This is a genomic window from Shewanella sp. H8 (assembly GCF_040285065.1).
In the GTDB taxonomy this organism is placed as follows: domain Bacteria; phylum Pseudomonadota; class Gammaproteobacteria; order Enterobacterales; family Shewanellaceae; genus Shewanella; species Shewanella polaris.
Window position 1 is genome coordinate 3,639,760 of record NZ_CP157213.1, and the last position, 25,085, is coordinate 3,664,844.

24 protein-coding genes are annotated in these 25,085 nt (G+C 41.4%); 16 read left to right on the forward strand and 8 right to left on the reverse strand.

Features of this window, described 5'->3' with window-relative positions; all coding sequences use genetic code 11:
- Nucleotides 1-134: 134 nt before the first annotated feature.
- Nucleotides 135-1,268 (reverse strand): endonuclease/exonuclease/phosphatase family protein, encoded by a 1,134-nt coding sequence (locus ABIS04_RS15700; RefSeq protein WP_350431671.1) that lies wholly within the window; start codon nucleotides 1,266-1,268, stop codon nucleotides 135-137.
- 453 nt (nucleotides 1,269-1,721) lie between these two features.
- Here ABIS04_RS15700 and ABIS04_RS15705 point away from each other — a divergent pair, with 453 nt between their 5' ends.
- From ABIS04_RS15705 to ABIS04_RS15715, 3 genes are read left to right on the forward strand one after another with little or no spacing between them, the layout of a single operon-like run.
- Nucleotides 1,722-2,213: a CIA30 family protein gene (locus ABIS04_RS15705; protein ID WP_350431672.1), complete on the forward strand. Its 492-nt coding sequence runs from the start codon at nucleotides 1,722-1,724 to the stop codon at nucleotides 2,211-2,213.
- A 45-nt stretch (nucleotides 2,214-2,258) separates the two neighbouring features.
- Nucleotides 2,259-2,861, forward strand: a complete 603-nt coding sequence (locus ABIS04_RS15710; protein ID WP_350431673.1) for an HAD family hydrolase — start codon at nucleotides 2,259-2,261, stop codon at nucleotides 2,859-2,861.
- Nucleotides 2,862-2,893: 32 nt separating this feature from the next.
- The gene (locus tag ABIS04_RS15715) at nucleotides 2,894-3,109 is read left to right on the forward strand and encodes a TIGR02450 family Trp-rich protein (RefSeq protein ID WP_137225585.1); all 216 of its coding nucleotides are present in this window, start codon (nucleotides 2,894-2,896) and stop codon (nucleotides 3,107-3,109) included.
- 19 nt (nucleotides 3,110-3,128) lie between these two features.
- Here the strand turns inward: ABIS04_RS15715 and ABIS04_RS15720 are convergent, their stop codons facing one another.
- The 4 genes from ABIS04_RS15720 to ABIS04_RS15735 form a co-directional block, all read right to left on the reverse strand.
- Nucleotides 3,129-4,157 (reverse strand): DUF2955 domain-containing protein, encoded by a 1,029-nt coding sequence (locus ABIS04_RS15720; protein ID WP_140235099.1) that lies wholly within the window; start codon nucleotides 4,155-4,157, stop codon nucleotides 3,129-3,131.
- A 170-nt stretch (nucleotides 4,158-4,327) separates the two neighbouring features.
- Nucleotides 4,328-5,386 carry an HlyD family secretion protein gene (locus ABIS04_RS15725; protein ID WP_140235100.1) on the reverse strand — a complete coding sequence of 353 codons (1,059 nt, stop codon included), beginning with the start codon at nucleotides 5,384-5,386 and terminating at the stop codon, nucleotides 4,328-4,330.
- An 8-nt stretch (nucleotides 5,387-5,394) separates the two neighbouring features.
- Nucleotides 5,395-5,880, reverse strand: coding sequence for a transcriptional regulator SlyA (gene slyA, locus ABIS04_RS15730; RefSeq protein ID WP_137225577.1), 486 nt, complete (start codon nucleotides 5,878-5,880; stop codon nucleotides 5,395-5,397).
- Nucleotides 5,881-6,023: 143 nt separating this feature from the next.
- Nucleotides 6,024-6,173: a hypothetical protein gene (locus ABIS04_RS15735; RefSeq protein WP_350431674.1), complete on the reverse strand. Its 150-nt coding sequence runs from the start codon at nucleotides 6,171-6,173 to the stop codon at nucleotides 6,024-6,026.
- Between the two features lie 175 nt (nucleotides 6,174-6,348).
- On the opposite strand from ABIS04_RS15735, the gene ABIS04_RS15740 reads away from it, so the two are divergent.
- From ABIS04_RS15740 to ABIS04_RS15750, 3 genes are all read left to right on the forward strand, one after another.
- Nucleotides 6,349-8,631 carry a nitric-oxide reductase large subunit gene (locus ABIS04_RS15740; RefSeq protein WP_350431675.1) on the forward strand — a complete coding sequence of 761 codons (2,283 nt, stop codon included), beginning with the start codon at nucleotides 6,349-6,351 and terminating at the stop codon, nucleotides 8,629-8,631.
- 139 nt (nucleotides 8,632-8,770) lie between these two features.
- Nucleotides 8,771-10,321: a nitric oxide reductase transcriptional regulator NorR gene (gene norR / locus ABIS04_RS15745; protein WP_350431676.1), complete on the forward strand. Its 1,551-nt coding sequence runs from the start codon at nucleotides 8,771-8,773 to the stop codon at nucleotides 10,319-10,321.
- Nucleotides 10,322-10,475: 154 nt separating this feature from the next.
- On the forward strand, nucleotides 10,476-11,390 hold the full coding sequence (locus tag ABIS04_RS15750; RefSeq protein WP_350433457.1) for a L,D-transpeptidase family protein: 915 nt from the start codon (nucleotides 10,476-10,478) through the stop codon (nucleotides 11,388-11,390).
- A gap of 141 nt (nucleotides 11,391-11,531) precedes the next feature.
- Here ABIS04_RS15750 and ABIS04_RS15755 read toward each other — a convergent pair whose 3' ends face one another.
- Nucleotides 11,532-12,290, reverse strand: coding sequence for a polymer-forming cytoskeletal protein (locus ABIS04_RS15755; RefSeq protein ID WP_350431677.1), 759 nt, complete (start codon nucleotides 12,288-12,290; stop codon nucleotides 11,532-11,534).
- An 85-nt stretch (nucleotides 12,291-12,375) separates the two neighbouring features.
- On the opposite strand from ABIS04_RS15755, the gene zapE reads away from it, so the two are divergent.
- Nucleotides 12,376-13,575: a cell division protein ZapE gene (gene zapE / locus ABIS04_RS15760; RefSeq protein ID WP_350431678.1), complete on the forward strand. Its 1,200-nt coding sequence runs from the start codon at nucleotides 12,376-12,378 to the stop codon at nucleotides 13,573-13,575.
- A 61-nt stretch (nucleotides 13,576-13,636) separates the two neighbouring features.
- Here the strand turns inward: zapE and ABIS04_RS15765 are convergent, their stop codons facing one another.
- Complete coding sequence (locus ABIS04_RS15765; protein ID WP_137225565.1) at nucleotides 13,637-13,930, reverse strand: DUF3081 family protein; 294 nt, start codon at nucleotides 13,928-13,930, stop codon at nucleotides 13,637-13,639.
- Between the two features lie 191 nt (nucleotides 13,931-14,121).
- Between ABIS04_RS15765 and ABIS04_RS15770 the strand changes: the two genes are divergently transcribed.
- Nucleotides 14,122-15,075 carry a sodium-dependent bicarbonate transport family permease gene (locus ABIS04_RS15770; protein ID WP_140235104.1) on the forward strand — a complete coding sequence of 318 codons (954 nt, stop codon included), beginning with the start codon at nucleotides 14,122-14,124 and terminating at the stop codon, nucleotides 15,073-15,075.
- Between the two features lie 136 nt (nucleotides 15,076-15,211).
- On the opposite strand, the gene glnE is transcribed toward ABIS04_RS15770, so the two are convergent.
- Complete coding sequence (gene glnE / locus ABIS04_RS15775; RefSeq protein ID WP_350431679.1) at nucleotides 15,212-18,061, reverse strand: bifunctional [glutamate--ammonia ligase]-adenylyl-L-tyrosine phosphorylase/[glutamate--ammonia-ligase] adenylyltransferase; 2,850 nt, start codon at nucleotides 18,059-18,061, stop codon at nucleotides 15,212-15,214.
- A 163-nt stretch (nucleotides 18,062-18,224) separates the two neighbouring features.
- On the opposite strand from glnE, the gene ABIS04_RS15780 reads away from it, so the two are divergent.
- The 8 genes from ABIS04_RS15780 (at nucleotide 18,225) to ABIS04_RS15815 (ending at nucleotide 25,032) form a co-directional block, all read left to right on the forward strand.
- Complete coding sequence (locus ABIS04_RS15780) at nucleotides 18,225-19,187, forward strand: hypothetical protein (RefSeq protein ID WP_350433458.1); 963 nt, start codon at nucleotides 18,225-18,227, stop codon at nucleotides 19,185-19,187.
- 13 nt (nucleotides 19,188-19,200) lie between these two features.
- A complete protein-coding gene (locus tag ABIS04_RS15785; protein ID WP_350431680.1) occupies nucleotides 19,201-20,100 on the forward strand; it encodes a DUF350 domain-containing protein in 900 nt (299 codons plus the stop codon).
- A gap of 3 nt (nucleotides 20,101-20,103) precedes the next feature.
- Complete coding sequence (locus ABIS04_RS15790) at nucleotides 20,104-21,864, forward strand: polyamine aminopropyltransferase (protein WP_350431681.1); 1,761 nt, start codon at nucleotides 20,104-20,106, stop codon at nucleotides 21,862-21,864.
- A gap of 79 nt (nucleotides 21,865-21,943) precedes the next feature.
- A complete protein-coding gene (locus ABIS04_RS15795) occupies nucleotides 21,944-22,357 on the forward strand; it encodes a YjfI family protein (RefSeq protein ID WP_137225556.1) in 414 nt (137 codons plus the stop codon).
- Between the two features lie 10 nt (nucleotides 22,358-22,367).
- Complete coding sequence (locus ABIS04_RS15800) at nucleotides 22,368-23,057, forward strand: PspA/IM30 family protein (RefSeq protein ID WP_137225554.1); 690 nt, start codon at nucleotides 22,368-22,370, stop codon at nucleotides 23,055-23,057.
- Nucleotides 23,058-23,063: 6 nt separating this feature from the next.
- Nucleotides 23,064-23,717 (forward strand): hypothetical protein, encoded by a 654-nt coding sequence (locus tag ABIS04_RS15805; protein WP_350431682.1) that lies wholly within the window; start codon nucleotides 23,064-23,066, stop codon nucleotides 23,715-23,717.
- Between the two features lie 23 nt (nucleotides 23,718-23,740).
- Complete coding sequence (locus ABIS04_RS15810; protein ID WP_137225550.1) at nucleotides 23,741-24,076, forward strand: hypothetical protein; 336 nt, start codon at nucleotides 23,741-23,743, stop codon at nucleotides 24,074-24,076.
- A gap of 128 nt (nucleotides 24,077-24,204) precedes the next feature.
- The gene (locus ABIS04_RS15815) at nucleotides 24,205-25,032 is read left to right on the forward strand and encodes an ion transporter (RefSeq protein WP_350431684.1); all 828 of its coding nucleotides are present in this window, start codon (nucleotides 24,205-24,207) and stop codon (nucleotides 25,030-25,032) included.
- Nucleotides 25,033-25,085: the final 53 nt, after the last annotated feature.

Sequence of the window (25,085 nt, forward strand, 5' to 3'; positions counted from 1 at the left end):
AAGCGCTGATAGAAATCAGCGCTTTTTTATTATCAAATATTTGCTTTCACCATTAACAAATGTCAATCACACTTAATTGGTATTTAAATTCAATGTTCAATCTAATTTTTAAAAACAATGACTTACAAACAGCACTAACTGCGCACATTAAAACGCATCATCACTGGTGCATGATCAGTACTATCACTATCACGCTCATAGTCCGGTCGAACAAGATGCCTATCGAACGTTTGATAATCGACAATATGAGCCAGATTTTGCTGTTGAGTAGGATTGAACTCACTCGATACCAAGATGTAATCGAGTACAGAACCGCTATTACCATAGTAATGTGTTGGTTGCCTTACCGCATGAGGTTCATCATCTATTACCGATGCCGATTCGAATTCATCTTCTGCTAAGGTTGCATTGCGCTTAGTTGCGGCAATAAACAACTCATAACTGTCAAACAAACTGCTTTGATGTAATTCTGCCATTAATGACGTTTCGCCTAGCTTAGCTAGTCCAGGGTCTTCAATGTCATTACGGTATACTCGTAATTGATTGTTAAACGCAGCTAAGATCTCACTACCCATAGTGTCATTAAAGTCACCCATGAGCATAAAGGGTTGTTGACTTTGTTGTCTTCGCATTAGCATTTTATGGCATAACAATGCGGCTTCACTGCCACGCTGCAAACTGGATGCCCAGCGCCCAAGCACTTGCCTTGCAACAAAATCAGCTCCGCCATGTAAGCCACTTTCACTCATATCGTCGCGGCTCACACCACTTCGCTTAGACTTAAGGTGAATAACATAACAGTCGCAAGGTCCAAAAATAGGAAACTGTATCGTGGCTCGAAGTGGTTTACGGCTAAAGCTAAATGACTCAGCCAAACCTAATTGAGTCACCCACTGCGGATCTGGAATGACATTGGCGGAATCAATAATAGGATACTTAGATGCTATCGCCACCACAGGGCTGCGATACACATAGTCACTGATCACCTCAGGTAAATCCAAGGCAACAAAATATTCATAACCTAACGACTTTGTCAGTTTAGCTAAGACGTCTGGACTAAACACTTCCTGAAAGCCGATAACATCGGGTTGGTTCTGCTTAATAAAATCACTTAACCAGGCACACTTTTTTAGCCACTGTTTGTCACTATAGATATTTTCAAAGTCGTAGTAAGCGTAAGGCGGTTCAATAAAATTAAATAAATTTATGCTCACCACACTGAATGAAAGCACTGGTGATGGAGTGAATAATGTACTGTTGACTTGCAAAATATATTGTTCCCAGTAAAACCTTCCTCAAGGGTACTGCCATCATTATGCTTTGTCGAATATAAACATTGGATTTAGCAATCTAATAAATAACTGAACCGAAAGACACTGGCCTACGTAATGTATTAATAAATCATCTATTAGATTATCTACTAGAGCACCTACTAAAGAACCTATTAGAGAATCATTTAGATAACGGCTGGTTTAGCAAATCTTATACCGCCAATGTAATCCCCCAGTAGTACCTTTTGGCTTATCCCTCACCCTGATGAGCCATTTTTTTACTCAGTGCATTATCATGAAAACAGTACGCTAGCGATGATTAATGGGTTTATAATGACATCAATAAATAGACACAAAATTCGCCTGAATCAGGCCATAAAAACAACCATATTGGTTGCTGGTTTTATGTCCCTTATTAGCCAGCCCGCATGGAGTACAAGTGAGGAAAATATGCTATTTCACTTTACCGATGTAAGTCACTTTACAAAATGGAATATCAATAATGACACTGTAATGGGTGGCGTCTCACAAAGCCAAGTCAGCATTGATGGCCAACAAAACTTGCTATTATTTACGGGTTCGGTTTCATTAGAAAATAATGGTGGATTTGCGTCTACAGAATCAATATTAACATCTCAAATAACAGCAGCATCATTACTGACTTTAGTGGTTGAAGGTGATGGAAAAACCTATCAAATTCGCCTAAAAACACCGAGTTTATCGAATGGTGAAGCTTATGTAGCTAATTTTACCACTCGTGTAGACACAATCACTCAACATGCTTTTACCGCCGCGGACTTTACTGTCAGCTTTAGAGGGCGATCGGTCGCAAATGCACCAGAACTACATTTTGAAGATATTGATAGAATTGGTTTTTTAGTCGCCCAAAAACAACAAGGCCCATTTGCAATTGAGTTACACTCTATTCAATTCGACAGATAAGCATTAAGCATTAAGCATTAAGCATTAAGCAAGTAAGGGTATTCATTGAATTTACCAATGCAAATAAAAGGCATTATTTTTGATTTAGACGGCACCTTAGTTGAATCCAGTTTGGACTTTGATTTAATTCGTCAGCAAATTGGTTGTCCTCAAGCCATTGATCTACTTAAATACGTCGACAGTTTAAATTGCAAAACAACTCAAGCCAAAGCAAACCAAGTTATTCTTGATCATGAATACCAAGATGCAATAAATGCTAAACCCATTAAAGGCATGACAGAGTTAATTAATGCTATTGAAGTGGCTAAATTACCCACCGCCATAGTGACTCGTAATAGCCTTGCGGCTAGTAACATGAAGATTAAAAAAAATAATATTGCCATCGACCATGTGCTCACTAGAGAAGATTATCCAGCAAAACCCGCACCCGATGCACTACTGGCAATAGCCTCGCAATGGGAAATTGCCCCACAATATATTATGTATGTTGGCGATTACTTATACGACATTCAAGCGGCCAATAATGCTGGCATGATCGCCTGCTTAATTACCCATGGCATTGAAAACCGTTATCAAGCATTAGCAGATATTGTTATTGATGAGCTAAGTCAACTGCTGCCATTACTGACTCCAACTGAAAAGTGTTAGTCACATAAATCAAATAATAGTATGAGAACAATATGAACCGATTTCACCCAAAGAAATTACTCCACAGTAAATGGACTAAGATTGAGGTTATTAACAAGCTCAAACATTTTAGCATCATAAAAGTGGAATATGACGAGCAAAAAAATGTCATTGAATGCATTATTCGTGCAGAAATGAATACACAAGAGTTTGCGGTAGACTGGCACGATCTAAAAGATTCACAACAGTGGAAAATGGGCTGGCAATAAATGGAAACCAGCCGCCTAACTACAGCCCAAATCGGGTTGCTTCAAAACGATTTAACAACCGATGCACCAAATAACACAGCAATAATGTCGCCACTATCGCTACTAAAATGCTACTGATACGATATAAGGCACTAAACACTAAGTCATTGTTTGGGGTTAAATATTGGCCAAACAAGATTCCTAAGGTGGTCATGGCACCAAAGCCGACCCCGGAACCGCTAGCCTCTCTAACATGCACTTGGCTAAATAGCATTAAGCCTATCCATAACAGTGGTATCACAAAAATTAATAATCCAGACCAATCATACAGCAAGCCTTGGCCAACTAAGCCAAACGTCACCCCAAATAAAGTGCCAATAGCACGTTTTCGAGCATAGCCAAGCGCACCATTCCAATGCATCGGAAATAACAATAATAACGTAGTGGCTTGAGCCGACATAGAATCTCGTAAGTTAAACACCTGAAATACTAAAAATGATGCCGTTGCAATGGATGCTCCAAGCAACGCTTCGTGGCGCATTCGATTAGGTGCTTTAACTACTGCCGCCATCGACGCTCTGGGCTCAACATCTGGCCATAATGCAGTCACGGCGTAAGCAATGATGACTGAAGTAACCGTTGCCCAAAAGTTACTGAAAATAAGGTTGTTAATATCAACACTAGGATAACTGGCAAAGTGCAGCATAATACTTAAACTGATTACTCCGTTTGCACCGAATAGAAATAAATTGCCACGCGACATTGCCGCAAACCGATACAAAAAAAGTGCAAAAACAATGGGTAATATCATTCCTGGATGAGAGCCAAATAAACCACCAACAATACCGACTTCAATGCCTGCCATTACTGCCGATGCCAACAATTGTCGCATAGCATGGGCATTCATTACAGGCACCAAACCCAATAACAACATTGGCGTTACGGTAAAAAAGACTCCATTGCTCAAGTCGAAAAACTTACATATTGCAAACCCTAGCGTTGCGCCCGTTGCAATGCGTAAACATTGACGAAAATCATTTGCTGTCAAAGGGCTATGACGTAATAACATCTAAAATACCTACGGCGTTGGAGAAAAAACACACAAAACTAATATTAATATTTTGCTATAGAAGCAGATAAACAACAAAAAGGAAGTCATACATTATTACGGATTGGCAAAATGGTATTTAAATTTAATACCAATTAATCAACAACTAAACGCATATATTAATCATTCATTTAGTATATATAATGCAGCACACTCACAGCCTTGATTTGCAGCTTTGCAAGCAAACCAAGCAGAATACTATTTGGCACTAATTGCACGGTTGCACGCGCCCCAGCAGGCAATGTATTGATGGCTTGTTGATCAAGTTCAAGGTGTAAACGTAATCGCTGAGCATCACGCACCCAACGAACAGAATCCTGTGGTGAAGCTAAACGACCGTTAGCTTCAAATTGCCCAGCGCTAACGCCAGCATCTACGGTACTGACTTTAGCAGGATATAAACGCCCAGGTTGACCATCAAAGGTAATATAAGCCGTTGATTGTGGCTTTATGCCTCTTAGGCTTTTTTCTCTAAAGTCAGCAATAATATCCACTTTCTCTGATACTACGGCCAATAACGGCTGGCCAATTGTCGCAAAACTACCTACTTTCAGCTGTAAGTTAGTTACCACACCACTTTGATCAGCACGAATTTGGGTATAAGACAGGTTTAACTCAGCTTGAGCTAAGTGGTTTTGAGCTTGGCGCACTTTTAAATTATCTTTACCATCACGTCCACGACTTACGGTTAATTTAACTAATCGGGCTTTAGCGGCAAGTAAATTTGCCTCCGCTGTTGCTGCATCACTTTCAGTTTGATCTTTTAACTGCTGAGATACGCCCCTAGTAGCATAAAGCGTATCGATACGGGTTGCTTCGCTGCGCTTTTGTTGGGAACTGCTTAGGTTGGCTTTTACATCTGCCTGAGCAGCTACAATGGCAGCATCCAGTTCCGCATTATCTTGTTCTGCCTGTTCTAAGGCTAATGTGGCTTGTTCAACGGCCAGCTCATATGAGGCTGAATCGATTTTAAATAATACATCCCCCTTAGCAACCACTTGGTTATTTTCAACCTCAATCGAAGCAATTTTACCGCTAACTTGTGGGGTTACTTTCGTCACCATTCGTGTCGCCATAGCTTGAGGCGTCATAGGGATAACGGCGTCGGCAAACATAAAATAACCAAATACCAGTACAAACATAATAATGGATATTTTAACGAGTCGAGCAAATTGTTGGTCTGGAGTCATATTATTTCTCATTCAGGGATTTTGTGGTCTGATTCAGTGTTCTTATGCAGCGCCGAGAGGGCGTTATCACTGATCAGACTAATGATACGTTCAAACTCACTTAATTCTTGGGTGCTAATGCCCGCCAATAAATCACGACGAACTGACATAATGCGACCTTCCATTTGTTTAAGCATGCCGAGACCTTCTGGGGTTAAACACACAATACGGGCACGCTTATCGGTCTCGCAGCAGCGGCGTTGTACATATCCTTGCTCTTCTAGCTGACTAAGGGTGCGCATTAGCGAAGGCAGTTCAATCTCTAAAGCATGAGCAAGCACCTTTTGGCTTACGTTGTCACCTAAACGTAATAGCTTCCATAATGCAGTCCAACGAGGATGAGTGAGACCAAGGGGGATTAATTCTGCATCCGCTGCAGTGCGCCATAAACGATGCAATCGCCCTAAGTTCTCAGCAAGAGAAAGTTCTTTTAATCGTTCTAATTCTTTATTCATAATGGATTGTCACTTACTTAGCATGCTAAGTATTATAACTACTTAGCACGCTAAGTAAATAGTAGCGCGTATAAACTTAACAATAAGCCGCGAATTAAACCAACTGCTCAATAGTTAACCCATGAAAAACCTATAAATAACCTCTATCTCAATTGCATAATTCGCTGTAAAAACAACCTTAAAAGCTCAACAACGCCTAATGACTCAATGGTCGCGGTAAACAACCATCGATATAAATCGCCAAGACTATTATTTAATCGAAAGTGATCTGCATCACGATAACGAGATGTCATTTCGACACCGATGTCCAAAAGACAATAGTAATTCAATGTCTTTTAGACACTACCTCTAAACAAAATAGAAGTGTAACCCTCTAAATAATAACAACTTAAATACAGGTTAAAAGTTGGCACGACTTGTGTAGTGTCAGATTAACTGTATCAAAATGACTTTGCGCAAAGAGGATTCATGAGCAAAAACAAACTTATCGGCATTGCACTATTAATCGTGCTAGTTGCTTCCTTCACTGTATTACTCAGTTTAGGCAGTGGCATATATCGAGAAAAACCACCTATTCCAACGGCGTTTACCGACACCAGTGGTCAGCCTATATTTACCAAAAATGATATTGAGCAAGGTCAACTCGTTTGGCGTTCAATGGGTGGTCATCAGTTAGGATCAATTTGGGGACATGGTTCTTATGTTGCGCCAGACTGGACCGCTGATTGGTTACACCGTGAAGCCCAGGCTTGGTTGTCAATCACCGCAAACGAGCGCTATAACCGCAATTTCACCGAACTCGATTCAGAACAGCAAGCCGGTTTAGAAAAAGGCTTGAGAGATGATATTCGCCATAACACAGTGGTCAAAGGTACTGGGGATGAAACTCACGTCGCGCTGTCAAATACCCGAATTGCGGCAATTAATGAAGTCACTAAACATTATTTATCTTTATTTGGTGACGATCCTGCATTGAGTTCATTACGTGAACAATATGCCATGAAGGAAGGCACGATTACTGATGCTGAACATCGTGAGTTGTTAAATGCTTTCCTCTTTTGGGGAGCTTGGGCTGCGGTAACTGAACGCCCTGGTTATGATTATACTTACACCAATAACTGGCCATACGATCCACAAATCGGCAACGTACCCACTTCTGATAATATTGTTTGGTCAGTATTAAGTCTTGTATCATTGCTTCTTGGTATTGGTATGTTGGCTTGGCATCACGCCACCTGCAAAGAAGAACCATTGCCAGAACCAGCCAAAGGTGACCCATTATTTTTTACTAAACCTACGCCATCACAAAAAGCGGTCGGAAAGTATTTTGTTACAGCAATAGGACTATTTTTACTGCAAATATTAGTGGGTGGGATTACAGCGCATTACGCGGTTGAAGGTCAAGAGTTTTATGGCTTCCCAATATCTGAAATTCTACCTTATTCAGTTACCCGAACTTGGCACACTCAACTTGCCGTATTTTGGATTGCCACTGCATGGTTAGGCACAGGATTATATATTGCCCCAGCACTATCAGGGTACGAACCTAAGTATCAACGCTTAGGTGTAAACATTCTTTGGGTTGCGTTAGTTGTTATCGTTCTGGGTTCTATGGCTGGTGAATGGATTGGGGTACAGCAATACTTTGACCTAGACATGAACTATTTATTCGGTCATCAAGGATATGAGTACATTGATTTAGGACGTGTTTGGCAAATATTATTGTTTGTAGGCCTATTAATATGGACAGTGTTAATTACTGCAGCTATGCGCCCAGCATTAAAAGTTAATAGCGACATATTACCGGCGATTTGGATCCTGTACGCCTCGTGTGTGGCCATCGGTTTATTTTATGGTGCAGGCCTATTTATGGGTAAACACTCAAACCTTGCCATTGCTGAATACTGGCGCTGGTGGGTGGTGCACTTATGGGTAGAAGGCTTCTTTGAAACATTTGCAACTGCCGTTATCGCATTAATGTTAGTTCGTTTAGGCCTTATCCGTGCACGCAGTGCCAACGGAGCGGTATTGTTCACAACCGTGGTATTTTTAACTGGCGGCTTAATCGGTACTCTACATCATTTATACTTTACCGGTACTCAAACCTCAGTTATAGCTTGGGGAGCGATATTCTCTGCGCTTGAAGTTGTGCCGTTAGCGTTAATTGGTTTTGAAGCAGTGGAAACCTATCGTTTACGTAAAGCAAGTCCGTGGATGGAGCGTTATCACTGGGTCATTATGTTCTTTGTGGCCACATCTTTCTGGAACTTAATTGGTGCAGGTGTATTAGGTTTCTTAATTAACCCACCAATATCGCTCTATTTTATCCAAGGGTTAAACACTACAGCGACACATTCTCATGGTGCATTTATGGGCGTTTACGGTATGTTAGGCATAGGGCTAATGCTATTCTGTCTGCGTGGCTTAACAGGCGATATGCAATGGAACCATAAATACCTTAAAGGGGCATTCTGGACCTTAAATATTGGCTTAGCCGCAATGCTGTTTATGTCATTACTACCTGTTGGTATCGTGCAGTTTTTTGCGGTCATCGACCACGGTTATTGGTATGCCCGTTCTCCTGCAGTGATCCACAGCGACTTAGTGGAAAGCCTTGTATGGACGCGAATGTTTGGTGACATTATCTTCAGTATCGGTGGATTGTTGATGGCAGCGTTCTTATTTGACATCATCAAGAAAGCCATTGTTAGCAAAAGTGTTAAAGCAAAACAAGCGGCTGCACTAGCGTAATCTAATCGATAAACATGTGTTGATGAATATCACAAAGGGGCCTTCTGGCCCCTTTTGTGCAAACAATTTATCCTTTACCCTTGTTGTTATATTTACACTTGTCATAATGACACCACCTTGTTGTTAATTGGAGTTTGACATGCCATTAAGTCAAGCAGACTTAACTCGTATCGCACTTGATATCACCGCTAATTTATCTAATCGCGATCGCTTTTCGCGCTTATTAACCACGGTAAGAGAAAACCTCCATTGTGATGCTGCTGCTCTATTATCATTTCAAGGTCATCAATTTACCCCTTTGGCGATTGATGGATTGAGTGCTGATGTATTAGGACGCCGCTTTATACTGAGTGAACATCCGCGACTCGAAACCATTGCCCGAGCGGGTGATATTGTCCGTTTCCCTTCCGATAGCGAATTACCCGACCCTTACGATGGTTTAATTCCGAATGTAGATGGTGACTTAAAAGTGCATGCCTGCATCGGCTTACCGTTGTTCGCTAACGAGCAACTCATTGGTGCACTCACCATCGATGCGCTCGATCCACACAAGTTTGATCAATTTACTAATAGTGAACTACGCAGCTTTAGTGCCATTGCCGCTGCGTCATTAAACAATGCATTACTGATTGATAAGCTTGAAAAACAAGCCAGCAACTTTACCATTCCAGAGGCAAAAACATCAGGACTACTGAACCACGAAACAGAAATCATCGGTCAGGCAGATAATTTTTTAGCTCTGCTTAATGAAGTGAATGTGGTTGCGGCAACTGAACTCAATGTATTAATTTTAGGCGAAACAGGTACAGGTAAAGAACTCATTGCCAAAGAAATCCACCTGCATTCTGTCAGGGCAAAAAAGCCGTTGGTTTATTTAAATTGTGCCGCGTTGGCTGAATCTGTAGCTGAAAGTGAGCTCTTTGGTCATGTTAAAGGAGCTTTTACTGGGGCAATTAGCCACCGTAGTGGCAAATTTGAAATGGCTGATAAAGGCACCTTGTTTTTAGATGAGATTGGTGAACTCGCACTTAACTTACAAGCCAAGTTACTGCGAGTGTTGCAATACGGAGATTTACAGAAAGTCGGTGATGATCGCAGCTTAAAAGTCGATGTGCGCATTATTGCCGCAACCAATAAAGATCTCAAAAGCGAAGTATTAGCCGGACGATTTAGAGCCGATTTATACCATCGCTTAAGCGTGTTCCCCATTGTTGTACCACCATTGAGAGAACGCCGAGAAGATATTCATTTGTTAGCAGGCTTCTTTATCGAACGCTATCGTCAACAGTTGCACTTAACGCATTTAGCACTAGAGCCTTCATCACTGCAATTGCTTGAACAATATGATTGGCCTGGTAACGTACGAGAACTAGAACATGCCATCCATCGAGCTGCTGTATTAGCTAAATCACAAACCTCAAAAGAGGGTATGTGTCTGATAAAAAATAGCCATTTTGAATTTGCGCAGACCACAGACACCGTTGCCAGACAAAACAAAAAACCAACGATGAAACAATCTGCAACGTCTTTGCCACAAACAAGCTTACGCGATGCAACCGAGCATTTTCAAAGCCAGTTTATTCAACAAGCATTAGCCCAAACAGATGGTAATTGGGCCGCAACCGCACGTTATCTGCAAATCGACTCGGGTAATTTACATCGGCTTGCTAAACGCTTGGGATTAAAATAGCTAAAGTGAAAAAATTAGTTGAAATATTAGGCGCAATAAGTAACGATGCGCCCTAACCATCTGTACTAATTATCTGTACAAAATAGTCAAGTTTGGCAAGATATTGTAAGCTGACTAACATAACGCCTGTTTTAGGAATGATATAACCCTCATGATAAATTCGTTACGCTCTACTTTTATTGCAGCGACCGCTATTGTATTAAGTTTTTCGAGTGCTGCTGTTGAATATCGTCTACCTGCTGAAGGCAGTAATTTAGTTGGTGAAAACCAATATTACGTGGTTCCAGAAGGGAAACTCACCTTAGAACAAATTGCATCACAGTTTCAGCTCGGGTTGACTAATTTATTAGAAGCTAACCCTGGGGTTGACCCATTTTTGCCAAAAGCAGGTAGCACTTTATTGATCCCTCACCAGTTAATTTTACCGGATACTAAGCGTGAAGGCGTGGTGATTAACTCGGCTGAAATGCGTTTGTATTATTATCCAAAAGGTAAAAATATTGTCGAAGTATTGCCTATTGGTATTGGCCAAATAGGAAAAGACACCCCAGAAAATTGGGTGACTCAAGTATATCGTAAACGCGCAAATCCAACGTGGACACCTACAGTTAACATTCGCAAATCTTACGCAGCTAAAGGGATAACATTACCAGCAGTATGGCCAGCTGGTGCTGATAACCCTATGGGTTTGTTCGCACTTTATGTAGGCAATTTATACGCTGTTCATGGTACTAACGCCACGTTCGGCATAGGGTTACGAGTAAGTTCTGGTTGTGTTCGTTTACGCGATGAAGATATCAAACATTTATTTGAGACCGTACCAGTTGGCACTCGAGTTGAGTTTATCAATAAACCTATCAAGGCCACTGAAGAACCTGATGGCAACCGTTATTTAGAAGTCCATGAGCCACTCTCACGCAACCAAGCAGAATTTGAATCAACAGAGCCAGTGCCATTATCATTCGATAAAAACACCACTCGTTTTGTTGCTCACCCAGACACTGATTCATTTACATTAAAGCGCTTGCTTGAACAACGTTCTGGCATGCCAACTCGCATTAATCCATAACAATATTGTTATGCTTGGATTGCTTCAAACATAACAAAAATGGCTTGGTTAATTCAGTAAATACTGTAATTAACCAAGCCATTTTTTTGATCTGATTTTATCAATAAATTAATGTTTATCCGGCGTCGCGTTCAACTGATTCTATTCAACATCATCACTTATATTCTGGTTATCACCCAAAACTTCACTGGTTTGTGCTAATGCATCTAAATCTTCCATCGCCACGTTAACATCACTTTGACCTGCATTAAGTAATTCTTCGGCTTGCTCTGCAAATGAAGCCTGTTGATCCATTTCCTGCAATAATGCGGCGGCATTTTTTTCAGTCACCGTCAATGCTGATAATGGGTATTGCGCAGCGCTTGTTTGATTTATCTCAGCAGATGTTTCTTGAGCACGGTTTAACGCCGAACTGATTGTGGGTTGAACAACGACCCCTGTGATAACGACAATAATAGCTACCGCCAAATAACTCAGTTTGCGAGTCAATATTGGCAGTTTTGTATGCGACGTCGATGTAACATCGTCTTGTGATAAAAATCGTTCATTGTTTATTTGCGGTAATCCTGATGATTCAGGCCCTTTAGTGCGCATACCGATAAATTGTCCACCGCCATAAATTTCCATTTGATGACTCGACACTTCACCATCAACAATACCCGAACTGGTAATGATTAATTTTTTGCAATGTAATTTGCCTTTAAATAACCCAGAAACTCTCATCTCTTGACAAAAAACCTCACCTTCAACGTTGCCGCTTAACTCTATGTTAACTTGAGCAGTTGAACTGATTTTACCTTTAGTTTGGCCCGCTATCATAGCTGGACCTTGGATATCCATATCACCTTCCAAGGACATACCGACACCGATATAGGTTATGCCCTTATTTTTATAATTCATTTTGGGTCCTTGATAGAGTTAAAGGTTTGTTATTTTTACTTCAAGAGCTTAAAGGAAAATCCCATCATAATAAAGTAAGTCATTAATGATATACTCCTTAGTCCAGCAATTTACATTCTATGTTATGTCACCATTACAAGCTTACCAACAATGTATTCAGCAAAATATTGTTGATGATCCTGCACAACAACAAGCAATACTCGCCCTTGATTTGCTTTATCACCAATGCGTATCTGTTAGCACAAACAGGCGAGGCTTATATTTATGGGGAGATGTAGGCCGAGGGAAAACCTTTTTGATGGACTTGTTCTATCAAAGCTTGTGTGGCCAGAGCATATATAGCGCACAGCCTCAAACGGATAAAACCGTATTACGTCTGCACTTTCACCGTTTTATGGCCATGATCCACCAGCAATTAAATCAAACATCGGGGATACGTAATCCTTTAACTCACATTGGTAAGCAGATTGCAGCTAAATATTCTGTTATTTGTTTTGATGAATTTTTTGTTACTGACATCGGTGATGCCATCTTACTTGGGCGATTATTTGACACTTTATTTAAGTCCAATGTTACCTTAGTCGCAACCTCAAATGTACCTATTATCGACTTGTATAAAAACGGTTTACAACGCGATCGTTTTTTACCTACTATCGATCTGCTTCAACAATATACCCAAACCATTCATTTGAACGGCCAGATTGATCACCGTTTACACGCTAATACTACAAACTTAACGACAACAGCACCTAGGCCTTGGCTAAAACTACCTTCATCAATAACGCCTAAAGCAGTATTTGAACTATTATGTCAGCAATACCCGCAGAAAAAGTCGAATATAATAAACCAATCTAATTCGATAGAGATTTGTCAGCGTGATGTTGCCATTGAAAGTCAATATGGTCAGCTTGCTTGGTTTGAATTTTCAGCCCTATGCCAAGGACCTCGTTCAGCGTTAGATTATATCGAACTTGCAGGACAGTTTAGTCATATATTACTCAGTAATGTGCCGACTTTAGGCGGTGAAGTTCGCAGTTGGATTAAAGCTAGAGGTACTGAGGATGGCGCAATAGCCACTACGACTGGTGAACGACAACTGGCATATGCAAGTGAAGACGATCCTACCCGACGCTTTATTAGTTTAGTGGATGAGCTATACGACCAAAAAGTGATGTTAATTCTCAACAGCCAGTGCCGTTTAGAAGAGTTGTATATTGATGGGGCATTACAATTTGAGTTTAGGCGTACTTATAGTCGCCTTGTTGAAATGCAACAATGGGCGTAAACAAGCCTGCAGCACTGAGGTGATCGGCACTGATCAGGCTAATATAAGTATAAGCGTAAATTTACTGAGCTTGATAATTTTCAATATCATTAAAACGACGTAAAAAATTGTCTAGCGCGTCATTGGTCGGATATTCAAACTGATACTTGTTGTGAAAAAATACCGTTAAGCTAGCCTGAGCATCAGACAAGCTAATGGTATAACCGTCATGATCGGTTTGTGCACTCATACCGCACAGCCAATAATCATGATCCAAATGGCCGTCATCATCACTTTCTATGGCGCGCTTCTCGCCATATTGAGTGATTTTATTAAACACTTTTAACGCCCGGTGAATATCAATTTCATTTTTCATATCATGATGCTCTACTGTTAATATTTTATGTGTTCATCCAAAGATACTATACGCCGATTGCACTTAATAGATCAGCATAATATTACTCAATAAAATAATACCGTATTACAGTCTATTTCACTTAAATAATTTCCCTTTGTTAACACAACAAGGCAAAATCGCGATACTTTATAACAGACAGAAGCTATAACATGCCTGATATTGTCATTGCCTTTTTTGCTCTTGGTTTGCTTGCCGGATTGATTAAGTCAGATTTAAAAGTTCCTAAAGCCACCTACGAAACCTTGTCTATTTTACTCATGTTGACACTAGGACTTAAAGGCGGAATGGCACTCCATGGTGAAACCAGTCATTTAGCTATCACAGAATTGTTGTCTGTTATCGCACTGGGATTTATTATTCCACTGAGTTTGTACCCACTACTGCGTAAACTCATCAAACTCCCCCAAAAGGAAGCTATTAGTATTGCAGCCCATTATGGCTCAGTCAGTGCGGGCACATTTGCGGTAGTGATGACGATGGTAGAACAGTCTCAATGGCCTTTGCGACCTGAAACAACCTTGTATTTAGTGTTACTCGAACTACCCGCTATTATTATCATGTTGTGGCTACATCGTTACCTTCAAGCAAAAGTCACTGGCAATAGTGAGCACGCTTCAACTGGCAGCGTGTTACACGAGGCTCTAACAAGTCGCGGTGTAGTGTTACTCAGTGGTGGGGCTATCATAGGTTGGCTTTATGGCACCAGTGGCATGGCACCATTAACCCCCATGTTACTAGGCGGTTTTAAAACCTTGTTAGCATTGTTCTTATTAGAAATGGGTATCAGTACCGCAAAAGTTTGTTTCCCGATCCCATACAAACAGTGGCGATTATTGTTATTTGCAGCACTCATTCCATTTGTACTGGCTTGGGCGGGTATTGGTTTGGGAATGTTACTTGATTTACCCTCTGGCAGCATTTTAGTGCTTGCGGGACTCACTGCGAGTGCATCTTATATCGCAGCACCTGCAGCAATTAAAGCCGCCATTCCAGATGCAAATATCGGTTTGGCCATGTTGGCGTCACTCGGAATAACATTTCCGATTAACGTATTAATTGGTTTGCCAATATATCAGTGGTGGATAGAGCAAATACTCAGCTAAATAGTGAATAATCATCTTGAAAATAGATGACATACATCGAATCTCAGATCGGACTTAACCTACTGATGTGTTGGATTAAATAAATTCAACACATCAGTAAACATTTCACTAACTAACAGTGTTTAAATGAACCCAGTTAAACCGCTAAAATCTCATTATAAATTTCAATAACGCTATCAGTTTTTGGTTGCACACTTTGTACCGGTAATTTGCTGGGCAACTGTTGTAATGTCAACTCATGGCTCTCGTCTCGCAGCCAACAGTAAGTTTGGGTTAAATGTTGGGCCTGCATTATTGGCAACAATTCTAATTCGGCTAACACTTCAAAAATACGCACGTTATCAGACCAAATGGTTAACTCATGATATTCATGGGCATAAGCTAACACTAAATATTGTGCAATAAATTCAATATCAGCAATCCCACCGGCACTCTGTTTTAAATCAAATAGTCCTGGGTTTACATTCAGTAAATGTTCACGCATTTTAATCCGCATGTCTCTGACATCTTTGGCGAGCTCGACTTTATTACGTTCATTTTGCAATATTTGCGCACGTAATTCACTAAAACGTCCTGCCAGCGAATAATCACCAAATACAAAACGAGCACGCACTAAAGCTTGATGTTCCCACGTCCACGCTTCTTGTTGTAAATAGGTGCCAAAGTGTTCAATTTCACTCACCAACAAACCAGAAGCTCCGGACGGACGTAAACGCATGTCCACTTCATATAACTCACCAGACGTTGTACGGGTGGCAAATAAATGCACCACACGCTGAGCAAGCTTCAAATAAAAATGACTATTATCGATAGGGCGTTCACCATCGGTGGTACCTGAGCCTGTATGCCCGTGTAAAAAAACCAAATCTAAATCAGAACCATACCCCAGCTCAATACCACCAAGTTTACCGTAACCAATTACCGCAAACCCCATATTGCTAGGACTCGTCCCCTCAGGAATACCATGGCGAGATGCAGTCTGATGCCAAGCTTGTAGCACCACTTGTTCGATAATGGCTTCGGCTAAAAAGGTTAAATGATCACTTACCTGCATCACAGGTAACACGCCCGTCACATCTGCAGCAGCAATCTTAAGCTGCTGAGACAATTTAAACTGCCGCAGTGCTTCCATTTGCTGTTCCATGTCATCTTCTGGCACGCGTAATAAGTACTGGCGTAGTTCACTAGGGTAATCATCAATAGAAGTAATGTCATACAGCTGCGATGGATCAATTAACTCATCCAACAACATCGGAAAGTTTGCCAGTTCACGGGCAATCCATGGACTTGCACAACATAAACTGACTAATTGTTGCCTCGCGCCCGGATTTTCACATAAAAGCTCTAAATAAGTTGTTCGAGTTAAGATTTTATCCAGTACTTTAGCAACAGGCCTAAACGCTTGGCTTGGTTTGGTTTGGCCAACAAGCTCTTCGAGGAGTTTAGGCATTAACTTATCTAAAGTTTCACGCCCTCGTGGCCCAATAGAACGTTTTGATACAGTTTTATGCCACTCACTTAATAGCGGCCATAATTCGATATCATCGATTTGTTGCTCTTGCAGTAATGCGTTAGCGTCTTCATCTTGCTGCACATTCCAAAATAAAGAAGTCCAATGATCATTGTTTTCATGGCTATCATCACCACCAACGGTGTCATTAAAGTGACCATGAATAGTGGCCATTGCTGAATTGATTCTGTCGCGAAGTTCAGCTTCGTTGTCAACGTCTAATGGATAACATAAACGTTGCCAATCAAGTTCATTGTTAGGCAAGGTTTGTGTTTGTTTATCGTCAATGGCTTGTAATAAATTTTCAACTCGACGCAATAGAATGTAACTGTGCTTAAGTTCATCAACGGCTAAATATTCCAATTGACCTAAGCTGTACAAGGTATCAATGGCACCGAATAAACTCTGCTGACGCAATGCAGGCTCTCGTCCGCCACGAATAAGCTGAAAACTTTGCATCACGAATTCGACTTCGCGGATCCCGCCAGCGCCAAGTTTAATATTGTCCGTTAAATGCCGACGCCTAACCTCTTGCGCGATCAGTTGCTTCATTTTACGCAGTGATTCAATGGCAGAAAAATCAATATAACGACGATAAACAAACGGCCGTAATAGATCATGTAATTCGTCACAATAGCCAGACCAAGGGCCAAGCACACGCGCCTTGACCATGGCATAACGTTCCCAATCACGACCTTGCTCTTGGTAATAGTCTTCTAAACCACTAAAGCTGACCACCAAAGGACCACTTTCACCATAAGGACGTAGGCGCATATCAACACGGAATACAAATCCATCAACCGTCACTTGATCAAGTAAATTAACCAAACGCTGACCCATGCGAATAAAGAATTGTTGGTTGTCTTGAGTTCGTCGACCGCCAACGGTTTCACCATGCTCAGGAAAGGTAAAAATTAAATCGATGTCAGATGAAAAATTAAGCTCACGTCCGCCTAACTTCCCCATACCTAAAATCAATAAAGGTTGTGGCTTACCTTCAGCGCTCGTCGGTGTGCCGTATTGCTGACTCATGTCTTGATATAACCAATCTCGCCCAGCAATCACTAATGCTTCAGCCAATGCAGATAAGTCGAGCAGAGATTCTTCAACTGGGGTGTAATTTAAAAAATCCCGCCACGCTAAACGAACCATTTGCAGATTACGATAACGTCTTAAAGCTGATTTAACTTGCTCTTCTTGAGTCAGCTCTTGCAATAATGCATGTAACTCAAGGTCAAACTCACTGCGCACCACATCATCCAACAAGCCATTAAATAGCTGAACAATCCATTCAGGATGCCGACAAAGTTGCTCGCCCATGTAGTCACTCAAGCTAAACACGATCTTTAACTCTTGTTGTTGCATGACTGTCAGTGCCATTGTAGCTTCCGGCCAAACGTCACAGAGTCTTAACCAGTAACGATCTGCGCTGTCTAGCATGGCTACAGATAATACCTTGTCACCTTGGTTTTGCATGGCAATAATGACCCCTAAAGAAAATGAGTGTTGGACATATTATGTCGTGAGTGATATATCTATCGATTAGTCTAATGATCAGATTAATATCATTGACACTAAGATTACTATAACCTGTGTCATATTGAATTAGCACATGAAAAATCTACATTTTGGAGAAAACATGGTAGGTCACCTCCCCCGTGTACTCACATTGATGACGGTATTGATTGTCGCACTAACCCTTAGCGGTTGTGGTGACGAGAGGCCGGAACAAATTGCTCAGTACCAACAACTGACCCAACAACGCCTTAATCTGTTGGCTAGTTCGCTCAACGATAACCAGTTACGTAATGCCACTTTACTCAAACAATACACCAGTATTTTGGCTAAACGCCAACCTGACTTAACGCCATTATTGGAAGCGTTGGCTAAAGATGCCAGCACTGAAGGTCCAATGTTTCAGTCGTTAACTCGTCGTTATAAAGACTTAAGTAACAGCGCGAACTTTATTGATTTAGATCAGCAATTAGCCGAAGCACAGAATGTGTATCAAGCGGCTGACACCAGTTTATATAACGATATGTTATCTGATCCAGTTAACGTAGTTGCAGACATGTCTAAAGGGCAACTTGCTCGTGTTAACGCTATTAGCCGTGAAGCTGAAGCACTGGCAAATGGTACTGATGGCAGCGGTGCCGGTAGCCAGCTTGTGGGTAATCCGGCATATGGTAGCTGGCAAAATAACTCAAGCGGTACGTCCATATGGGCTTGGTATGGCATGTATGCGATGTTTTCTAATTTCACCCGCCCTATAGGGTACGACCGTTGGTCTGGAAACCGTGGTTACAGTTATTATAATGATGTGGGACGTTATCGTTACACTTCACCAAAGCAAGCAACTTCGCAAGCCAAAACCTTTGAACAAACCAAGAAACGTTTTAACAGCCAAGGGAAACGTTTTGATAGCCCTTATGCTAAAACACGAACCGGTTCGACTAGCTTATCACGTCAAAGTGCTAGTACTCCCAAAGCCAGCAGTACCACTCAGAGCGCGAGTCGAAAATTCCGTTCGAGCTATTCAAAAGACAGCAGTTTCCGTAACTCAAGCAGCCGCACTAGTCGCGGTGTTCGCCGTGGAAAATAGGTAAGGACTCACCATGACATTTTTTCAAGAATATGGGTTAACTCAAGATCTGGCGATTATTCTAGCCATTGATTTAACCATCGCTATCGTTTTACTGGCGCTAATGCGTTACTTGCAGGGCTGGAGCATTAAAGTCAACAGCAGTGCCGAGCTCGCTGAGCGTGACAATTTTGCATTTGGTATTAGTACCGCTGGTGCTGTTGCGGCACTAGGTATTGTGCTCACGGGTGCTATTACCGGCGAAGCAGCACCATCGTATTTAACCGAAGCTATCGGTATGTCGGCTTATGGCTTATTTGGCTTAGTGTTGATCAAATTAGGCCGACTTTTGCATGATAAAATCGCTTTAAATGAATTTGCTAAAAATGCTGAAATCCTTAAAGGTAATGTGTCTGTTGCCGTAGTAGATGCCGCAGCAGCTATAGCCACAGCCATTATTATCCGCGCTGTATTAATGTGGGCCGAAGATATTACCCTAGATACCTTCATTGCCATTTTTAGTGCCTTTCTAATCTCACAACTCATGCTAGTGATACTCACTCGATTACGAGAAAAACGTTATGCTCAACGTAATCAAGGTGCCTCAATGCAACAAGCATTAACCCAAGGTCAAACGGCATTAGCCTTACGTCACAGTGGTTACATGATAGCCATGGCGTTAAGTTTTAATGCAGCAAGTCATTTCATTGTTTATAACCCAACCGCCCATCTAAGCAACATTCTTGGTTGGTGTGTATTTTCATTGATCATGTTGGCAGTGTTATCGTTATTAATCACTTTAGTGAAAAAACTGGTGTTGGCGGGTATTAATCTTGCTGAAGAAGTTGAAAAACAACAAAACATTGGTATTGCAGCCGTAGAAATGGCGATTAGTATTGCCGTTGCCCTTATTCTCACGGCGTTAATGGCTTAATTTATGACAACACCTTTGCTCGATGAAGTTCCTACTAGCACAACGCAGGGGGACTCGCAGCAAAGTCCCCTCACATCCCGTCAAGTATCGTGGTTTGATGATGCCTTATTACTCGGCATCATGGCCTCGCTGGCGGGATGTGGTCTTATTTATGAATACTTATTATCTCACTATGCAGGCCGAATTCTCGGCGCGCTAGAAGCTGCCATTTACACCATGATTGGTTTAATGATTGTGTCAATGGGTGTGGGGGCATTTGCCGCCCGAAAAATAAAATGCGCATTCACCGGCTTTGCCATGCTCGAATTAACCGTGGCACTGTGTGGCTCATTTGCCATTATTGTTACCGCTGCTGTGATTGGGTTTGGTCAACAACTGCCATTAGCCATCGCCAATACACTGGGCCTGCCGCCCGATCATTTACCTAATGGTGGCTTTATTGCTAGCCTGCAAACCCTGAGTGAATACTTGCCTTACGTTTGGGGAGTATTACTTGGGTTAATGATTGGTATGGAAATTCCGCTTATCGCCCGCGTTCGGCAATCCTTATCTGAAGCGCACTTACTGCATAATGCCGGCACCATATATGGTGCCGATTACATTGGTGCAGGTATAGGTGCCGCTATCTGGGTCGGTTTTATGCTGGCCATAGATATTCAATTAGCGGCCGCACTCACCGCCAGTGTTAACTTGCTCGCTGGACTGGTATTTATTTGGCGTTTTTGGTCAAAAATAAACCATGTCAAATTGTTGTTGATTGGCCATATTATTGCCAGTGTAGTCATTGGTGTTTTAGCGGTTAAAGGCCCTAGCTGGGAACAGCATTTTAATAACCTATTGTATAAAGATCATGTGGTCTATGCCAAAGCGACACGTTTCCAGCAGCTCAACTTTACTGAGCGATTACGTGGTGGCGGGCTACCTCCTGTTTATAATTTATATATCAACGGTCGTTTGCAATTTTCTAGCAACGACGAGCATATCTATCACAGCTTTTTAGTTCATCCAACATTGGCTGCCAGCGCACGTCACGATAACGTGTTAATCATTGGCGGAGGTGATGGTCTAGGGCTAAAGCAAGTACTCAAATGGCAACCTAAAACCGTTACCTTAATGGATTTAGATCAAGATTTGTTGGCATTATTTAAATCGCCACCGGCTGATATGCCACAACGTTTAAGCGATGCATTACTGGCGTTAAACGGCGATGCCTTGAATGACCCACGCTTAACCTTAATGGTCGACGATGCATTTAACGGCGTCGATAAACTTATTAAAACGGGCCAAATGTTTGATGCCATCATTGTGGATTTGCCCGACCCAAGCCACCCAGATTTAAACAAACTGTATTCAGATTTATTTTATCGCAAACTCAATGAATTACTCAGTGCAGATGGGGTGATCACGGTGCAATCAACCTCTCCTTATCATGCCAAAAAAGCATTTATCTCGGTTGGCAAAACACTCGCTGCTGCAGGTTTTAATGTCAAACAGTATCACCATAATGTCCCTAGCTTTGGTGAGTGGGGTTGGAGTATCGGCAGTAAAATGGGTAAAAACCCACAACAACGATTGGCCGCTATTGATCAAATGCCAGTACCAGAAAACTGGCTTACACCAGGGCTTATCCACGCTTCATTTGAGTTTCCAAAGAATTTTTATACCGATATAGACAAGATTAAGGTGAACGAAATTGGTTCATTACAGCTGTATTACTACCACTTAGCTGCTTGGTCAGAAAATGAAGTCATTAATCTTTTTTAATTGGATTAATTAGCACTTGACATAATATGTCTAAATGCTATCTTTACTCACAGACATAATATGTCAATTAAGGGCACATATGAATATCCATACCATTGCAAATCACCTCAACGGACAATGCGATCAAAGCAAAACCGGTTTTCAGTTTGATTGTTATCTGATTGATGGTGATGTTGAAGTGTTGCAAGTCAATATTGTCGGCCGAGAAGAAATTCCGGTATTTGTATCAGTAACTGACAACCAAATATTGTGTATCAGTTATCTGTGGGGCGAAAACGAAGTAAACCAAGATCGCCGCGCTGAAATGTTTGAGACCATGTTAGAGCTCAACATTCCCATGCCATTATCATCATTTGCAAAAATTGATGATAAATACGTGGTTTACGGTGCATTGTCTGTGCTGTCAAGCATGGAAGAGATTGAACAAGAATTAGCCGTACTGTCAGACAACTGTCTGGAAGTTATCGATGAACTCGTCGAATTTTTAAACTAAGGAGCCAATTATGGGCATTCTAAACAAGATTCTTACCGCGTTTCGTGGTGGTGCAACAGAAGTTGGCCAAAATATTGTTGATGCAAACTCAACTCGAATTTTTGAGCAAGAAATTCGTGATGCAGAAAAACATTTAACTAAAGCCAAGCGTGAACTAACTGACGTGATGGCTAAAGAAATGCAAGCTAGCCGCGAAATTGATCGCTTAAAACGCAGTGTTGCTGAGCACGAAGGTTATGTAACCCAAGCGCTAGATAAAGGTAATGAAGCATTAGCAATTGAAATTGCTGAAAAAATTGCTCAGTTAGATGAAGAGTTAGCCGAGCAACAAACTGCCAATGACAGCTTTAGTTCACATGCTGTGCGTTTAAAAGATTTAGTGAAAAAGACCGAGCGTCAGTTAAATGATTATCAACGTCAATTAACTATGGTCAAAACCACTGAAAGCGTACAAAAAGCCACTGCGACTATCACAGACTCATTTGCGTCAAGCAACTCAAAACTGCTTAATGCTAAAGATTCACTTGAGCGTATTAAAGCCCGTCAACAGCAATTTGATGATCGCTTAAAAGCGTCAGAGACTTTAGCTGAAGAAAACAGTGATAAGTCATTACATGCCAAACTAGCTGAAGCAGGTATTGGTGAGCAAAAGTCGAACGCTAATGCCGTGTTAGATCGCATTAAAGCACGTAAAGGCTAAGCGGTTATGGGATTTCTTAGCGGCCTATTCGGCAAAAAAGAAGCCCCGAAGCGCCAGCTTGACCATCCTAACAAACTGCTCAAGGGTGATATGATCACCCTTGATGACAGTTTTGCTTTGCCTACGCAATTGCGTGGGCAACAGCTTAAGGTTGAAGCTGTTCATACTTATGAATACCAGCGCTCGCAGCTTTGTGAATTCTTATTACGTGGCCATAGCGGCACCGCAATCTACTTATCCTACTTGCAAGAAGACGAATCTTACCTCAGTATTTCAATGAAAATTAATCGCGCTGTGGTTGAACAATTGTTTGATCTTGACGCATTTTCTGAAATATTTGAAGAGCCTGGCAAAGCCACACTCTCAGTGAAAGCCCTTCCAAGTGAATTAAGCACAGAATTGGATAAATGGCTTAGTGATGAATATCATCAAGTCGAATTTGCAAGTTTTGGCTACTTCCATCGTCAAGATTTTCGAGGCTTAACACCTCCGCAAAATGATGATGATGCACATGGCGAAGGCTTTGAAGGTTATAGTTTGGTGAATGCTGATGACTCTCACGCTGTGGATATAGAAGTTTATGAAAGTGGCGACACTGAAGTAATGCTAACGTTATATCGTCCATTGACCGATATTAGAGAGTACTGGCCAGCAAGCTGATACAGGTAGGAGATAATTTTCTAATGAGCTCAGGCAAACCATTACCAGAGACATGGCTTAAAAACCAACAAGCGGCAAAAGCGACTCAAGTGGCTTTTGATTTGGATGAGAAACTTCAATACTCTATCCGCAAAGCCGCATTAGATAAAGGTGTTAGCCCTTCAGACCAAATCCGAACCATACTCGGATTGTCAGTATCTAAACGCCCTAAGCGCCCCCGTTTGACCGTATCGTTAAATGCTGAAGATTACGTCATTTTAGCGCAAAAATACGGCTTAGAAAGTGAATCTCAGCTGGAAATCAAAAAGCGTGTTCTAGATGATTTAGTTAATTTCGTAGACACTAAATTAACCAAATAAATATGCTTAACGATTCATTTCAGTAATTAAAAAACGCACTAGGCTCCTGTCTTGTGCGTTTTTTGTTATGATAAAGTTCATCATTTAATAAAGCCTATTGGCTAACCAACGTAAGCGGACTTAACTACATGCTCGAATCAAAACGTTGGTCCATCAAAAACGTCGAAGCCCCTAGCCCATTTGAACTTGCGATGATGGTACTATCGTTAGTCTCTGTGGTAATTGTTCTTACTATGACTTTCGGCCATTTCGATACCGAAACCAACAAGATTTTACTGTATATCGACAGCTCGATATGCGTCATTTTCATGATCAATTTTTTTTATGGCTTATTCAAAGCTCGCAATAAAACCTATTACTTAAGACATCATTGGATTGATTTTGTTGCCAGCATCCCAGCCATTGAAGCACTACGTATAGCACGGGTATTTCAAATATTAAGAGTGATCCGCCTTATCCGCATGAGCCGGTCATTAATAATCCCATTATTACGCCAACGAAAACAGACTACATTAGCCAGTTTATTGGTGGCAATGGTGCTCATTCTTGCTGCTGCTTCAGTACTTATTTTATTAGTAGAAAGCGCAGAGCCTAACGCCAATATCCAAACCGCTGAACAAGCTATTTGGTGGGCTCTCGTCACTATCTCAACTGTCGGTTACGGTGACTTCTATCCCGTCAGTACTATCGGTCATGTCATTGGTGGTTTGGTCATTATCAGTGGTGTCAGCTTTTTTGGGGTTATTTCGGGTTATATGGCTTCAGTATTTGTGGCGCCAGATGAACAAGAACGTAGTGAAGCACAAGAGGCTCAAGCGGCACATAAAGAACACATTAATAATCAGCTGACTCAAGCATTCGAACAAATGCAGCAAAACCAGCTTAAAATGGAACAAAACCAACAACAAATGCTGGATGAAATTGCCAAATTAAGGCAACAACAAAATAAAAACTAATCTTCAAGCTAAACCGAAACACAGCCCAATATAAAGCCCAAGGTAATCTATAT